A 16,248-nucleotide genomic window follows, 5' to 3' on the forward strand; every position below is an offset into this window, starting at 1 on the left:
TCATCGTGTCATGGAGGGGGATACTAGGCAAAAAAAACAATTCTTTAATTGATGTCGACAAGTAAGTTAACCTATCAATACCCTGTTGCCCCATTTCCGGCAACCAAAGGCCATCCCGGATTCTGGTAAATAACCGCATTTTCAATACTACCGTCTACCGAAGTAAGTTGAAAATGCTCAATGGCTACAGGAGATAGGTAATGCGCCATCGCAAATTTAATTCCTGCATATGACAACGCATTACTGCGGACTTCCAAAGGACGCAGATAAATACTTAAAGCCGGATCGGAAACAACAGATTGATCACTCGAAGCACCATATTTCAACTGTGCCGCCGTATACCATTCCTTCATAGGTCCCCAGAGTTTAAACCCTTCATAATGATCGGGAGTCGTAATTAACTGGTCCATTGCTCTCCAGCGTTTTAGATCCATTAATCGTAAACCCTCGGCCATCAATTCGTTTCTTCGCTCCCTGCGGATATTATATAAGGTCGGTGAAACAAAATTTCCAGCAGAATAAACGCCCCAGTCTTTCTTTTCCAAACTCATATTTGTTGCCGCAATAGTTGCATTAAAATCAGGATCCACCTTTGCCCGGGTTCTGATTGCTCGCCAATAAGCCTCCGCTTTTCCATCCAGATTACCGTTTTTTTCATAAGAAGCCTCAATATAATTTAAATAAGCTTCCGAAGCTCTAAACGTAATACTTCCGGTATATCCGCCATTATTATTTGTCTGTAGACCATCATAGGAAATACCTTTACGGATGGTGTATCCTGTTGTATAACGACGTTCCCAATCTGTTTCCCATATGCTGGGATACGGTTCCACCAAAGTATAATGTGTACCTGCGCCAACATTGATCAGCACGTTTTTCTGTCCCGGTTCTTTCAAAAATAACTGCAATCGACCATCACGGTCTTTCCGCACATTTGCAATGTAATCATCCCCATGATATCCGCTGCCGGAAGCATATACCGGAAGTCCATTTTTCATTAAGAAACTCTCGACCATACTACGCGTTAAACCAACCGCATAATTACTTCGTTGTTGATACACCGGAACATTATGGGTAACCAGATTCTGATTGTACTGACGCCATAACAATACTTCACTATAGTTGGACATATCCACCGCACCAAACATGCTGAAATAAGGATTTTCATTATTGGCCGATTCAATGATTCCAGTATTATTGACCAAAGCAACCGCATCCGCAACCGCGGCGGCAGCAGTCATGGATGCTGACAAGAAAAAGTCAATTTCCCCATCAATACTTCCAGAAGGAAACGTATAACTTTTCAAATAATCTTTCGATTCCCCTGGCCAACCCGCACCCTTAGGTACAAAAGCAGTTCCTTTAAAATATTTCAACCAGGTACCTTCATATAAACCAACGCGCGATTTTAAAAGCTGTGCAACATGTTGTGATATTCGCTGTTTCTTTCCATCGGGAGAATTTGTCTTCAATAAAGTTATTGCGGAATCCAGATCAGACAGGATAAAACGTGCTACCTCATTTCGAGGCGCTCGTTTACTCGCTTCGATTAATATATTTTTATCCTTATCGGACATGACATTTTTAATGATCGGAAAATCACCCAATGCCTGCAGTTTTGTAAAGTAAACATAAGCTCTCAGAAAATAAGCTTCTCCTATATAATGCTCCACATTAGATGCATTACCCAGTAATTTTTTTTCCTTCCATTTTGGCACCACGGTGTTTATGAAATAATTCATTTGGTAAATATTTGAAAAATCCCAATCTCCACCTTCCGCTCCAACCCGCCATTGACCTGGAATAAAACGGTTATCTAGATTTGGCATGGCCATGTTGTCCGTATTACCATCAATTCCAAATGTTCCAAATGACCAGGAACCGTGTGAAGGAAATACATCCGTATAACGTGCAATGGTATAAGCCGCTAATTGAGATTCTTCTGTCAGGTAAACTTCCGGGATGATTTGGGAAGGTGGATTAATATCCAAATATTTATTACAAGAAGAAAGACCGACCGCAGTTATCAATCCCAATTGAAATATATTAAAAATTTTATGCTTGAATTTCATGATGAATTATTTTTAAAAGGTTACACTTAAACCCGCTGACCATACTTTTGTTAAAGGGTACACAGTACCGTTACTGCCTCCGTCAATCGTTTCAGGATCAAACATTCCCGCCACCTTCGATCCCGTCCATACGTTTTCTCCTGCGATATACACCCGTAAACGTTCGACACCGATACGATTGGTCGTCGTTTTAGGAAACGTATATCCCAATTGCACATTTTTTATTCGGATATAAGAAGCATTTTGCAGGTAGCGGCTTTGTATTTCTTGATTTTTAGACGTACCAAAAGTCGGACGAGCATAGTATCCATCCAGGTTTTCACCAAGTACATTATCTGCAGTACGGAAATAGTCTAAATGATCGACCAAACCCGTAGACCACCATTTATTCCCTGTCGCTCCCCAGAAATAATAGCCTCCTTGCCATACATCACGTTTCATGACACCTTGAAAGAAAATACTGAAATCAAAATTCTTATACTCTGCATTTAGATTTAAACCAAAAGTGTACCTTGGTGTGTTATTTCCGATGACGCTCAAATCCCCTGGATTTCCTTCGGTATTACCACCTTTATCAATTTTACCATCTCCATTTATATCTTTATACATCACATCACCTGCCGCCCATTGTGTACCGATAGCGGTCTGACCTCCATTAGGAAGCGATGCCAGATGACGATCCATTTCCTCTTGTGATTTTGCTATCCCAAGCGTCTGCAAACCCCAGATATCACCCCACCTTTGGTTTTTACGGTATTTATTTAATACACCAATCTCATTTGGATATCGTGTTATTGTTGTTACGTTATCCGAAATCAAAAACTTAGCACCATAACTTAATCCGCCTTTTGTCCGGTCATTCCAGCCAATAGTCGCTTCAAAGCCCTGTGTTTTCAAGTCCGTATTATTAGTCTCTGGTACTTGAGTACCCAAGGTAACAGGCAACTGCGGAGCTGGGCCTACCATATCGTAAGTTCTACGATCAAATACTTCAAATGAACCTGAAAGTTTGTTATTTAGAGCGGCAAAGTCAACACCAATATTGGTGGTGTTAATAGACTCCCATGTCAATAGCGCACTGACTAATCCCGGAGCCGAAGCTGTATTAGGACGAGCATTATTGATTAACCAACCGCCATTGTTTGTTCCCGTAGGTTGCACCACATAAGTTGGATACCATATTTCTGTATTCTGATTACCCAATTCTCCATACGAAGCTCTGAACTTAAACATATTGATATAGGGTAAAGCCTCTTCAAAAAAGGTCTCTTTAGCCACATTCCAACCAGCAGAAACAGAAGGAAACCATCCCCATCTACTATCACTTCTGAATCGAGAAGATCCATCATAGCGCAAATTTGCTTCGAAAAGATATTTATCCCTAAAATCATAATTTAATCGACCAAAAAAACCTGCCGAAGCCCATTTTTGATATTCCCCTGAAACCGATGGTACTACAGGATTGCCATTGATATCTGTTCCTGAAGCAATATTAATAACCGGTTGATCCGGTAGGATAATTCCATCCCTTTGCACACCTAAATTACGGAAGGCTGTTTGTTCCGCTTGAAATCCGACCATCCCTTTAAAATGATGATCGCCCATGCGCTTATCATACTCTGAGAAAATATTAATATTGTAGTAATTCTCCTTCAATCCAAATTCGTAGACATTCGACGTATTTTTATATAAATAAGGATTACCATTGACATCATGATTATACAGTTTTTGAGAATCCCAATGACGAAATTGTGTTGTCGTACGATAATTGAGATTAGCAATCGTTTTCCAACCTTTTAAAGGCTCCAATGTTAATTGCAATTGCTGATAAATGTAATCTTTGGTTGAATTATCCACCCCGCCCTCTTTCATAACCAAAGCAGGGGAAGGCGAACTATATAGAAATCCATTCGGGTCGTATAACGGGAGCGTGGGCCATCCTTGACGGCCTAAATCATCATAAAAACTGTTGGTCAGTGCGGCTGGCCGTTCATAATCCTCTCTTACCAATCGCGCATTATAGCCAATTTGAAAAATGTCGGATACTTTTGAGTTTATCTTTGCCGAAATCGCATAACGATCATAATGATCTGTATTGAAGGCCATCAATCCCTGTTGTTTCATAAAATTTCCTGACAGATAATACGTAGTTTTATCCGATCCTCCGTTCAGGCTTAAGTTATGCTCATGTGAAAAGGCTTGATCCCGATACATCGCCTTAAACCAATCTACATTATCATTTCCGTATGCATAGCCATCTGCCCAATATTGCGGATTGTCCGGTGATACAATAATTGAATTTTTATTTGATCCGTTTTGATAATCTAAAATGCGCTTCAGGTATTCCTCAGAAAAATGAGGCGTACCATTTCCATTGACTTCCGCCTGATTAAAATATTGGGCAAACGTGTAGGAATCCATCATCTTCGGCATCAAGGTCGGTTTATTCATTCTCAAGCTATTGTTATAATTAACAGTAGTCTTTCCAACCCTTCCCGATTTTGTTGTAACCAGAATAACACCAAATGCGGCTCTAGAGCCATAAATAGAAGCAGCGCCCGCATCTTTGAGTACAGATACACTTTCAATATCCTGAGGGTTGAGAGCAGCTAATGAACCTTCTGATCCATCGATCAAAACTAAAGGTGAAGAAGAAGAAGTTCCGATCGTCCCTACACCACGAATATTTATCGTTGGGTTAGCTTCCAGACTTCCACCATTTTGCGAAATATTTAATCCGGGAGCAAGACCTTGTAACGCTTGAATCGCATTTCTCACCGGCCTATTTTCTAATTGCTTCGCATCAACAACAGCAACCGACCCTGTTAGATTTGTTTTTTTCTGTGTTCCAAATCCAACAACAACAACTTCATCCAAAAGGTCTCCCTCAGACTCCTTTAATGTCACATTTAAAGTATAAATACCATTCTTTGAATCGGTGATATCCTGTAGAACAATACGTTGTTTTTCATAACCAATAAAGGTAAATATAACAGCGTTGGCACCATTAATATTTAAGCTGTATTGACCATTTCCATCCGTTTGCGTTTTTAATGAAGATCCTTCGGCTGCAACCGTCACTCCAGGTAAAATACCTGCGGCATTACTAACTATTCCCTGGATCTTGGTGATTTGTCCAGAGGCATAATTAAAGCCTAGCAACAGAAAAAAAAAGATAAAAAAACCTTTCCTTTTCCAAAAAAGTACATTTTCTTTCATAATTTATAATTGGTTTGTTTTAAACAGTCCAATATTATGAAAGGGGGCTAATGAAAGAGAGGGGCTAATTCGTAATTTTTGAGGGTGTAATTAGTTTAAACATATATATAAATTGTAAACATCTAAAAATCAAGCAGTTTAAGAAGTGTGGAGAATAACAAAAAAATACTTCATCCGATCTATTTTTATGCCGATGAAACGCGCATGAAAACAAAATTTTTTTAACTAATTTCCTCTTCGGAGAACTAAATGAAAAAATTTACTTAGGAATATAGACGCTTACAGATGTCCCCTTATTTTCAATCGAGGAAACCGAAAGTATGGCATGATGCAATTCAAAAATATGCTTGGCCAGCACTAATCCTAATCCGTTTCCATAGATCGCACCCACATTGGAGGCCCTATAAAAAGAATCAAAAATATGGGGTTGATCGTGTAACGGGATACCGATACCATGATCTGAAATTTTGACTACGACAAGATTCTCATGACAGACCAGTGAAATCGTGACCATTTTTTTATCCCCGTACTTACAGGCATTAGATACAATATTACTGAAGGCAATATAAAAGAGATCCGGATTCACAAAGATATTCATCTCACTGCTATCCTCAGGAATATGCGAGAAATCCAGAAAAATCTCACAGTCCGGGTTCATGCTTTTTTCACTCTTCTGTACATCATATAAGAGCTCATCGATCCGGATCCACTGTTTGCTTTCGATCTTACCCTCAAATCCGGTGCGTGACAAGAGCAAAAGATTATTGATGATGAGATTCATCTTTGAAGCATGTTTAGCAATTGCCTCGACCGAATAATACGCTTCATGATTTTTATCCAGATGATGCAAGGCCAGCTCAGCTTCCCCACCAATAATCGTTAAAGGTGTACGTAACGAGTGGGATGCATTGCCGATAAAGCTCTGCTGTGATTTGACCGAAATATCCAGTCGTTTCATCATGGCGTTGAAATTAGAGATCAATATTCCGATTTCATCATCATCATTCGAATATTTATTTTTAACCCGTTTGTTCAGGTTTGATATATCCACCTGTGTCAATTCAGTATTAATGGCTTTGATCGGCGCAAGAAGTCGATTGGCGAAATAAAAAGATAGCAGAATCACCACCATAATGGCCAATAATCCACCTGAAATCAAAGTATGATCCAGTATTTGTTGTTCTTCATGTCCGTACTCATCAATTCCCGCAGAAATAACCAACAAATTCTCTTTATGTAAAGAATCCACGAAAAATTGGGCTACATATGAAGTTCTATCATGTAAAAACTGTGCTTTCCCGTTTACAATAGCTTCTTCATAGAATCCCTCAGGCAATGGTAGATTGGGTTTATAGCGGAGATCAGTATGTCCTTTAACAATTCGAAGCAGATAATCCTTTCCCTCAGAAAGCTGGCGCAGATATTTTCGGGTTACTTCGTAGTACACCTTATTATTATACGCATCATTCTGTATGATATGATTACCAACAATAGTGGCATTTTCTTCCAGCCGGTGATAGAATTTGGTCTGCAGACTGTCCTTCGTAAAATAAGAAACGTATAGGGCGAAGGATACAATATAGGCGATCGAAATCGCTGAAAAAAGTACAATGACCTTCGTTCTAATTTTCATTTCTCAGTATATAGCCCATACCGATTACGGTATGAATAAGTTTCTTTTCAGTAGGATGATCTATTTTTTTACGCAGATAATTTACGTAAACATCCACCACATTGGTGCTCATATTAAAATCCATACCCCACACTTCTTCCAGAATATCAACCCGGGACAAAATCTTATTTTTATTGACCATTAGATATTCCAGTAACCGGTATTCAGTAGCCGTCAAGATTACGGATTTACCTCCACGTTGCACATTCTTACTGTCCCTATCCATAACGAGATTATCAATAGTAATGGTGTTACTGGTCGTGGTCTGCTGTCTGGCCTTTCGGGACTGACGATTGATTCGTGCCCGAAGTTCGTCCAGTTTAAACGGTTTCGTCAGATAATCATCAGCATCACGATTAAATGCTTCAACAATATCTTCTGTCTGATTTAGTGCACTTAAAATCAAGATCGGCACATCCTTATTCGTTTTTCGGATATTTCTACAGATTTCCAAACCATTCATCCCCGGAAGCATCACATCCAAAATAATCAAGTCATATTGGTTAAGACCCGCCATTTTTAATCCCGTAAATCCGTCCATAGCGACACTGATCGAATGGTTTTCTCCTTTCAATCCCCTTTCAATCAACGAAATTACAGATGGTTCATCTTCTACAAGTAGTATTTCCAATTCTTTTTAATTTTAATGTAAAAACAGTAACGAGTGACAAGTAACGCAGTAACATACTTTCTAACCCATTAACTTCTTAACCATCTCTCTTTCTATTAGGTGCCCCAGTAATAAATGACATAGTAAACGATTGACAAGTAACGCAATAACATACTAGTTAACCCACTAACTTTTTAACCATCTCACCTTCTGTTAGGTGCCCCAGTACATACTATCTAACCCACTAACTTTTTAACCATCTCACCTTCTGTTAAACGTCGCAATAAAAAGGATCTCACAACTTACAAAAATAGGCAATTTATTCGAAGCAATCTGCTCTAGTATAGTTACGAACTACTATTATCTAAATACTAAATACTTCGATCTAACTACTATTATCTCAATACTTAATAAAGTGTATTATTATTTTCCCTTGCACGGCTAATCCATGCGAGCAGTTGACAGAGAACGACAAAGAATATTGTTAAACCGCATACGTAGGTCATAACCCCCGCTGTACCTCCGGCAGTTTCAGGATCTAAAAACGGATAAGGGTACCAACCCGTTATCGAAGCTCGGATAAACGTGTAGATGACCCACAAAAACGGGAATATCAATAAATAAAAGGCTTTGCCGGATGTAATCAGTTTTCGTGAAGGCCATAACAACCACCAGACAGTAATAAAAAATGGACCAAATTCATGCAAAATAAAATTGCTCCAGCTAAAATGGTCTGGATCCAGTTGCGTGTTACGAAGCAGAACGGCAAATACAATCCCGGTTACCATCATATAAAGAACTGCTCCCGCGCGAAGAAATCTGAACCATTCACCAAGTTGCTTATTTCTAAAAATTGCCACCGCCGCAATCAGGTAAGTAACCATCGCAATAAAATTACTCTGGATTGTAAAATAACTGAATCTGTTCCAGCCATAACCAGGCGATGTAGGATCTCCATTCCAGGCGGTCCAGGGTTCAATAGAATCCAAGGTAACGATAGCCATTATGATTAACACTACCGCATTAAGTCCTTTCACATTCTGAGGTAAAGCCGTTTGTTTCATAGTTTCTCAAATGTCAATTCTCTCAAAAATAATTAAAAAACTTTTAAATAATGACCGGGTAATCTTATATCGTCTAAATACTATTAAATAACCCGGCAACAAAAGTTCTAATCGACTAACTTTCTAACCTTCTACCATCTAACTACCAATTACTAGCATCTAAATACTAAAAACGAACTGCTTTTAAATAACTAACTTTTATTTTACAAATAAAATTGCTTTATTTGCACCAGTTCATTCAGGCAGAGGAAACAATCCTTTTCCGTGACCTATAGGAACAACAATGGAGGCTTAGCTCAGCTGGTTTAGAGCACTACCTCGACAAGGTAGGGGTCACTGGTTCGAACCCAGTAGTCTCCACAAAAAAGAGCATCTGAATGCTATTCAGATGCTCTTTTTTATGATGTATTTTTATAATAATGCTACTTTTTCTTTTTTAACTGCAATCCATACCCCATAGTCCATTCGATAAAGTCCGCTTTTCCGGCATGGGCTTTAATAGAAACACCTGTAAAAATATCGCGGTAAACTTTGTACCGCACCCCTGCTCTCAAATAGATCGGACTACTCTCTCCATTAAATTTATTACGGTGTAAATAGGCTCCAACATTACCATTAAGATATAATCTTGAATTCAGAACGTGATCAATGTAAAATGCCGGTCCGTAAGAAAATAACGCTGAAAATGACCCCGCTTTATCGCCTGCAACTTGTTTATCGTTACCGCTAGCTGAGTAGAAAGCATCCATTCCGGCACCGATACGCCATTTATAACCCAAATGTTTACTATAATAAGCGCCAAGTGTTGATTTAAAGTATTGCTTATCATTTTCACGATCAATCTGCTTAAATCCAAAAGCATAATTAAAATGGAGTTCCTGCTTATCTTCCATTGGCGGAATTGTCGATTTTCTAAAATCAAAAGGTTTGCTTGAAGGGCTATATGCCACAGAAAGACTGAGCGGTAATAAGTTTATTCCTGTATTGGGCAATGCCAGCGCACCATTGCTGAAATGATGAAAAGCAATTCCTGCTCCAAGTTGGAATTTTTGACTCAACCGGTAATTTGCCTGTACCCCAAGATCGATGTAAACATTGTTCTTACTGCCAATAATCAGATTTAAAGGATTATCCTCTTCGTTATAAGGATTGAACCGCCCAGAAAGTCCCAGACCAATTCGGTAATTAAAATTCCATTTGCTATCTACTTTTGGTGCAATAGGAATGGCAACAAAACCATAGACTGCAAAAGGTTTACCAAGATGCTCCTGTCCAAAAGTACTGCTATACACTCCAATACCATAGATCGGGTAATTGTATAGTTCATTGTATACACTCGTGACAGAGTCACGGTACTGAATCTGAAAGCCAACGCGGAAATTAATACCACTGTAATACGAATCTGCAAGCGTTTCCTTTGTACGTTCATTCATCTTCAATTCACCGCCACTTTCATGTTCAAGCTGAAAGATCAATCGAGGTTTTCCAGAACCAACTGATTTACTGGAATCCAAGGAGCTGGAAACGCGGGGGCTGACCTGCGCCGTTAAGGCAAAGGAACTAAATGTGAGCGTGATAAAAATCAGAATTCGTATGATCATTAAAGGGATGTTAATTTAAATAAAGATTAATTTGTTTGCAAAAGTAGCAACTCCAAGACCAATTGCAAACACTATACACAAAATTTCAGTTTATCGCTCACATGGAAACAAGTGTATCAATCACTTTCTCCCCCTCCGAATAGTCATATAGTGAATGAGTAATCTAAAAGTCTAAAGGCATGAACTTCTAATCTTCTCACACGCTAACCTTCCATCCATCACAAAAAATGAGCCGATTACGTAATGTAATCGGCTCATAAAATAAAACGATATGATATCGCTCTAAAAAACTATTTTTCCCACCATACTTTCGTGTGGTAAGTATCTCCCCCCATTTGCGCAACAGCCTTTGCATAATTATCTGGGTTAAATCTTCTGACCTCATTTTTATACATAAAACGCGATGGCATTACCCCATCATAAAACATATAAGGTGTTTTAGGCAGTTTCGGAAAACCCGTGCGACGATATTCAAACCATTGCTGATAATCCACCATAAATAAACTCAGGTATTTCTGCATCATGATACGCTCCTGAGTACCGTTAAATCTTGCTGATTCATTTTCAAAATAAGTTGCCGGCATAATACCACCATATTGTTCTATCGAAGCTTTTACACCTTTTTCGTACGCTATTTTTGCTTCATTTGTCAATCCTAATGCTAAGTAAGTTTCTGCTTTGATAAATTCAACCTCAGCATAAGGCATGATCAATTCTTTAACTGGAGTACCCACCGCTTCAGGATATACTAAATCTCCATTGGGCGTACTCGGATTGAATTTATAGGCAGAAAGATCGCCGGAATGCCCTGCCGGGATTCCACGATAGCCTATGCTCTCCACTTTACCATCTACTAAACGTGTCGCCTCTTTCATGATAAAGGGACGGCGAGGATCATTCAAAGCATTCAGATTGTCGACAAAAAATTCAGCCATTGCCGTAAAATTCACGTAATCCTGTCTTCTTCCCCACGCATAATCATAAGGAGCTAAACCCGTCACCTGTACTACCGCAGCTTCAGCGTTCGATTGAAAGATCGGATAATCGATTGGATTGTCTAAAATCGCTTTTATCTTTGAATAAGCATCTATGCGTTTAGACTGACGTAAATAATAGCGTAATAATATGGAATTATTAAATTTACGCCATAGCTTTTTATCATTCTTATACAGGATATCTTCCCCGTTCATGACAGACTCACCCTGATAAAGCTTATTCGCCTCTTCCAATCCCTTTACCATATCCGCATAAATCTGCTCCTGCGTATCAAAATTAGGTTTCGTTATGCCGCTTTCAGCCTGCAAAGCTTCAGACAAAGGAACATCTCCAAAGCTATCCGTTAGAATACCTACAATATAGGCTTTCAAAGTTTTTGCAACAGCTTGGTAAGCTTCATTATTACTGCTTAGTGCGGCCGCTTCCATTTCCCGGATGTTACGCAAATAGGCGTAACTTGTATTCCAAGTCCCATCTCCAGATTGTTCTGTAAAATAATAGCGATGAATACCATTTGCAGCACTTGGGTTTGCCAGTCCTGTCTGCATGATTTCCCAAGTAAAGTCATTACTTCTTACCGTAAAATACGTACTCATGCCGTAGACCGTAGGCGTAATTAAAGAACCGGGTGTCACCTGTTCAATTTTATTAGGATCAGTATTTAACTCATCAAAATTCTTAGTACAGCTTACAAGACTAGTAAGTCCAACTAAAAATGCGATACCGATATATTTTTTATTCATCTCTAAATTCCTCCTTAAAAGCTCACTCTCAAATTAACACCATATGTTTTTGTGCTCGGCATTTGTCCCATTTCCACTCCCGGCATAATCGTAGCACCGTTTAATGCGGCAGTCTCCGGATCGAACATCGGGAAATTGCTGATCATAAATAAATCTCTTCCGAAAAAGGCGATCGAAGCACTATTCACTTTCCAACGGGAAACTAAATTTTTGGGTAATGCAACTTCAAAACGTACTTCGCGAAGTTTTAAATAAGAAGCATTAAAACTATTCGTCTCCACATTCGCACGACGGTAATAATCACCATACCAAGTATTGATAGGAATCTCTTTTGTATTCGCACTAAAAGTTCCGTCAGCATTGGCAATCACACCTTCACCAGCAATCATTCCTGTCTCTCGTCCTTTTAAGGTATTGGTCAGTTTACCCTGTTCGGACATTTTATGGTGCGTCTGTGAATACACAATGCCACCGTATTGCCCATCAATCAAAGCACTTAGGCTGATGTTTTTATATCGAAATTCATTGCTGAATCCACCCCGCCAATCGGCATAGGCATTTCCTATCTTCACCTTATCCGAAGGCCGTACAGGAAGCCCTGACTTTCCGTCAATCAAAACCTGACCGGCATCATTTCTTACCAGACCGTATCCCCACAGGTCACCCGTAGATCCACCAACCGTTGCAATAATCTGTGCAGCGCCAGACCCACTAGAAGCAATGATCTGTTGCGGTGTATCAACTCCCTCACTTAATTCTAAGATTTTGTTATCATTCTTTGACCAAGTCAAGGTCGAGTTCCATTGGAAATCTTGAGTTTTAATCGGTGTACCGGTTAAACTGATTTCAAGCCCTTGATTTCGGATTAACCCACCATTAATGATGGCAGAACTGTATCCCGTCGTCAGATCTAAAGGCACCGTTAAGATCTGGTTCTTAGAACGGTTGTAATAAAAATTGATATCAGCCGTCAATCTATTGTTCAGGAATGCAACATTCAATCCAGCCTCCGTAGAAGTCGAAATTTCGGGTTTCAGTTCCGCATTATGCAATTTTGAAGGAGCTTCTGCTGATCCTGGAAAAATAGAACTTGAATAATATTTACTCGTTTGATAAGGATCTGCATCATTACCAACCTGTGCCCATGATAGACGTAGTTTAGCAAATGATATTGCCTTTGGTAAAGCCATCAATTCACTTAATACAAAACTACTGCTTACCGAAGGATAGAAGTAAGAACGGTTATCGGCGGGTAATGTTGAAGACCAGTCATTACGAGCGGTAACATCCACATAAATTTTATCCTGCCATGATAAATTGACCAAACCAAACATACTTTGGATTTCTCTGCGTGTTAAACTATTACCGTCGGCCAAACTATTGGTCAGGGCATTGCTCAATTTATATATTCCGGGTATATTTAGACCCCGAGCTATCCCTGCAGCTTCTTTGATATTCCGCTTCATCAAGTTACCGCCCATCGTAGCGCGGATCTTAAAGTCAGGTGTAAGTTGATCGTTATACGTCAATAAGGCGTCAGTATTAGACTCTAAATAGAAGATATCCTGTTGTTTATAGTAGCCCTTAGGGAAATTTGCTGTATCCCAAGGACGGCGTTGCTCCCGCAGGTTAGAGTTCATATTCATACCAGAACGCACCATCAATTCCCATTTCGGATTGAACGTATATACCCCCTGTACCATTCCATCAAAACCATTGCTATTTAGGCTATTGGTCATTTCATTGGCGATAACAAATGGATTTTCAATATAAGAACTGAAAGGATGGATCTGTTTAATATTCTCTTGGCCTTTTTGCCACATCGGGCGGTACCAATCCAAATCAATACTTGGATTTTGAAAGATCATAAAGTAGGAAATCGACTGATTATTATAACCTGTCGCAGGAAGGTTATCACTCGTCTTATTGGTATAATTAGCTTTTAAATTTAATTTCAATTTATCACTAATTTGAGCACTTGTATTGAACGATGCTACCAGACGTTCAAAGCCTGTATTCGGCATGATCCAATTATTTTTGGTATGCGTAATGGAACCGCGGGCCGAATATTTATCATTTCCACCATCCAATGCCACACTGTTCATATAAGTCGCGCCGGTTTTAAAAAAACCTTTTACACCATCTTTATAAGGTACCCACGGCGTACGCGTAGCACCCTGACCTTCAACAGCAGGATCATATTGGTAAAACAACTGTCCGTCAAATTTAGGTCCCCAAGCACTAGAAGTACCACCGGTGCTTGCACCATCTTCACTCAGTCCGTACGAATAGTAAAGCTCTCCTGCCGCATTCCGGTTTAGGTTTCCCTGACCATATTCATACTGCAAATCGGGCATTTTCAGAATATCCTGAAAACTTGTATTTGAATTGACCGTAACGCCCATTCCCTTAGCATTCCGCTTACCCGATTTTGTCGTAATGATTAATGCACCATTACCTGCTCTGCTTCCATATAATGCGGTCGCAGCTGCACCCTTTAACACAGAGATCGACTCAATATCATCTGGGTTGATATCACCCAGACCATTCCCAAAATCGACCGGTACATCCTTATCTGCTCCGCTTGAGCCAGCTCCGTAAGCATCCGTTACGCCAGAACTAAAGCGACCATTTACCATAGGCACACCATCAACAACAATCAAAGCCTCATTTTTTGTAGGATCTAAGGATTGATCGCCGCGAAGTGTAATTCTTGCCGTATTTAAAGGACCGGAACTCGCTTGCGTAATATTAAGGCCCGCAACTTTGCCCTTCATCGCATCCACCCAGTTGCTGGATGCTGCATCGGTCATCTGCTTACTGCTGATGGTACTGACTGCATAACCTAGTGATTTTGCTTCTCTTTTAATTCCCAAAGCCGTCACGACAACTTCAGAAATTGCAACATCTGAAGATTCTAAAGCAATGACAACCTGCTGTGAATTGGATGTAAAACTGCGCTGTACCTGTTGGTAGCCCACACTTTTAAAAGTTATCTGTTGATTCGGCAGAGCCTTAATTTCAAATTTTCCTTGTGCATCTGTCGTACCTACCGCCTTACCATCCACCAATACCGTAGCGCCTATAACAGGAACATTAGTTTTTGCATCCACAGTACGTCCGGAAACGATTATACCTTGTTGCTTGATCGCTAAAATTTCCTGTTTAGCAAAGAAATTATTGTTCGCTTCAGCAGTAGTCATTCCTAATCCTGCGATCAATAGCAAAGAGGTAGCTTTAGATACAGGATACCGATAAAATTTAGTTTTTTTATTTTTCATTCTTCATAAGTCTTCAAAACACAGCAAGCAATTGCAGGGTTGTTTAAAACTGTTGCAATACTACGCATGTAAGATCAATTGCGGGTTAAGACTGTGTTAACATAACATTATGTTTGACCATAGAGGAAAACGAACGTGGACAACAAGGAAAATTATTAAGTTGATTATAATAATAAATATCAGACGCTATCGCTCGAAATCAATCTAAATATGAACATTGACTCATCGTTCATATCCGTTCGTTAATCATCTATAAAAAACTAGGCTTCAAAGCAATAACAAGATTGCATAACCCATATTATGTATTACATAATTTGTGATTTATAAAAATACTACATATATTGGGTGTCTAGAAAACCGCTTTATGAAAAACACTCAATTTGGGGATGACGAGCTATTGATAAAGTTGAGGGATAATGACCATTCAGCACTTACCGCTATATACAATAAGTACTGGAAAAACTTATATCAATCCAGTTACCGTATACTACAAGATCATGACAAATGCGAAGATGCCATTCAGGAAATGTTTGTTAACCTCTGGGAAATCCGTTCAAAACTATTCATTAAAATATCTTTAAAATCATATTTATACGCATCTGTACGTTATGAGGTGTTGAGACAATTGAGGCGTAATACCATTACAGAAGATATTGTAAATTTTATGGATACGCTGAGCACCGATAGCAGCCAAGAACTATTGGAATATAAGGAACTCGATCAACAGATCAATCAGATTATCGATGCACTACCCTCCCGTTGCCAAGAAGTTTTCAAGTTAAGCCGTCTGGAGCATCTTTCACATAAAGAAATTGCTGAAAAATTGGCCATTAGCACGAAAACAGTTGAATATCATATATCAAATGCGCTACTATTCTTAAGGAGTAATATGGGAAAAACCCTTAGCGTGGAGTTATTTATGGTTCTTCTACTCCATCCTTAAAAAAAATCAATTTTTGCCTAGGGATAGATCATCCCTTTTACTCATAT

At 39.3% G+C, this 16,248-nt stretch carries 9 protein-coding genes and 1 tRNA gene; 2 read left to right on the forward strand and 8 right to left on the reverse strand.

Features of this window, described 5'->3' with window-relative positions:
- Positions 1 to 74: 74 nt before the first annotated feature.
- The 5 genes from ACFS6I_RS17860 to ACFS6I_RS17880 form a co-directional block, all read right to left on the reverse strand.
- Positions 75 to 2,072: a RagB/SusD family nutrient uptake outer membrane protein gene (locus tag ACFS6I_RS17860; protein WP_380922639.1), complete on the reverse strand. Its 1,998-nt coding sequence runs from the start codon at positions 2,070 to 2,072 to the stop codon at positions 75 to 77.
- Between the two features lie 12 nt (positions 2,073 to 2,084).
- Positions 2,085 to 5,291 carry a SusC/RagA family TonB-linked outer membrane protein gene (locus ACFS6I_RS17865; protein WP_380922641.1) on the reverse strand — a complete coding sequence of 1,069 codons (3,207 nt, stop codon included), beginning with the start codon at positions 5,289 to 5,291 and terminating at the stop codon, positions 2,085 to 2,087.
- A 259-nt stretch (positions 5,292 to 5,550) separates the two neighbouring features.
- Positions 5,551 to 6,924: a sensor histidine kinase gene (locus ACFS6I_RS17870; RefSeq protein ID WP_380922643.1), complete on the reverse strand. Its 1,374-nt coding sequence runs from the start codon at positions 6,922 to 6,924 to the stop codon at positions 5,551 to 5,553.
- Positions 6,914 to 7,594: a response regulator transcription factor gene (locus tag ACFS6I_RS17875; protein WP_132840715.1), complete on the reverse strand. Its 681-nt coding sequence runs from the start codon at positions 7,592 to 7,594 to the stop codon at positions 6,914 to 6,916. Before ACFS6I_RS17875 ends, ACFS6I_RS17870 begins: the two co-directional genes overlap by 11 nt.
- 386 nt (positions 7,595 to 7,980) lie before the next feature.
- A complete protein-coding gene (locus ACFS6I_RS17880; protein WP_380922646.1) occupies positions 7,981 to 8,637 on the reverse strand; it encodes a Pr6Pr family membrane protein in 657 nt (218 codons plus the stop codon).
- 285 nt (positions 8,638 to 8,922) lie between these two features.
- On the opposite strand from ACFS6I_RS17880, the gene ACFS6I_RS17885 reads away from it, so the two are divergent.
- Positions 8,923 to 8,997 (forward strand) — tRNA-Val (locus ACFS6I_RS17885).
- 62 nt (positions 8,998 to 9,059) lie between these two features.
- Here the strand turns inward: ACFS6I_RS17885 and ACFS6I_RS17890 are convergent.
- The 3 genes from ACFS6I_RS17890 to ACFS6I_RS17900 form a co-directional block, all read right to left on the reverse strand.
- The gene (locus ACFS6I_RS17890) at positions 9,060 to 10,238 is read right to left on the reverse strand and encodes an acyloxyacyl hydrolase (RefSeq protein WP_380922648.1); all 1,179 of its coding nucleotides are present in this window, start codon (positions 10,236 to 10,238) and stop codon (positions 9,060 to 9,062) included.
- A gap of 290 nt (positions 10,239 to 10,528) precedes the next feature.
- Positions 10,529 to 11,977: a SusD/RagB family nutrient-binding outer membrane lipoprotein gene (locus ACFS6I_RS17895; protein WP_380922650.1), complete on the reverse strand. Its 1,449-nt coding sequence runs from the start codon at positions 11,975 to 11,977 to the stop codon at positions 10,529 to 10,531.
- Positions 11,978 to 11,991: 14 nt separating this feature from the next.
- Positions 11,992 to 15,258, reverse strand: a complete 3,267-nt coding sequence (locus tag ACFS6I_RS17900) for a SusC/RagA family TonB-linked outer membrane protein (protein ID WP_380922651.1) — start codon at positions 15,256 to 15,258, stop codon at positions 11,992 to 11,994.
- A 364-nt stretch (positions 15,259 to 15,622) separates the two neighbouring features.
- Here ACFS6I_RS17900 and ACFS6I_RS17905 point away from each other — a divergent pair, with 364 nt between their 5' ends.
- Positions 15,623 to 16,201, forward strand: coding sequence for an RNA polymerase sigma-70 factor (locus ACFS6I_RS17905; RefSeq protein WP_380922653.1), 579 nt, complete (start codon positions 15,623 to 15,625; stop codon positions 16,199 to 16,201).
- Positions 16,202 to 16,248 lie beyond the last annotated feature (47 nt).

It is taken from the genome of Sphingobacterium anhuiense, from assembly GCF_042686355.1.
GTDB lineage: Bacteria > Bacteroidota > Bacteroidia > Sphingobacteriales > Sphingobacteriaceae > Sphingobacterium > Sphingobacterium anhuiense.

Bases quoted from the DNA above. Each gene is read 5' to 3' on its own strand.
- ACFS6I_RS17865 (WP_380922641.1), bottom strand. From the start codon at position 5,291: ATGAAAGAAAATGTACTTTTTTGGAAAAGGAAAGGTTTTTTTATCTTT.
- ACFS6I_RS17895 (WP_380922650.1), bottom strand. From the start codon at position 11,977: ATGAATAAAAAATATATCGGTATCGCATTTTTAGTTGGACTTACTAGT.
- ACFS6I_RS17900 (WP_380922651.1), bottom strand. From the start codon at position 15,258: ATGAAAAATAAAAAAACTAAATTTTATCGGTATCCTGTATCTAAAGCT.
- ACFS6I_RS17880 (WP_380922646.1), bottom strand. From the start codon at position 8,637: ATGAAACAAACGGCTTTACCTCAGAATGTGAAAGGACTTAATGCGGTA.
- ACFS6I_RS17870 (WP_380922643.1), bottom strand. From the start codon at position 6,924: ATGAAAATTAGAACGAAGGTCATTGTACTTTTTTCAGCGATTTCGATC.
- ACFS6I_RS17905 (WP_380922653.1), top strand. From the start codon at position 15,623: ATGAAAAACACTCAATTTGGGGATGACGAGCTATTGATAAAGTTGAGG.
- ACFS6I_RS17860 (WP_380922639.1), bottom strand. From the start codon at position 2,072: ATGAAATTCAAGCATAAAATTTTTAATATATTTCAATTGGGATTGATA.
- ACFS6I_RS17890 (WP_380922648.1), bottom strand. From the start codon at position 10,238: ATGATCATACGAATTCTGATTTTTATCACGCTCACATTTAGTTCCTTT.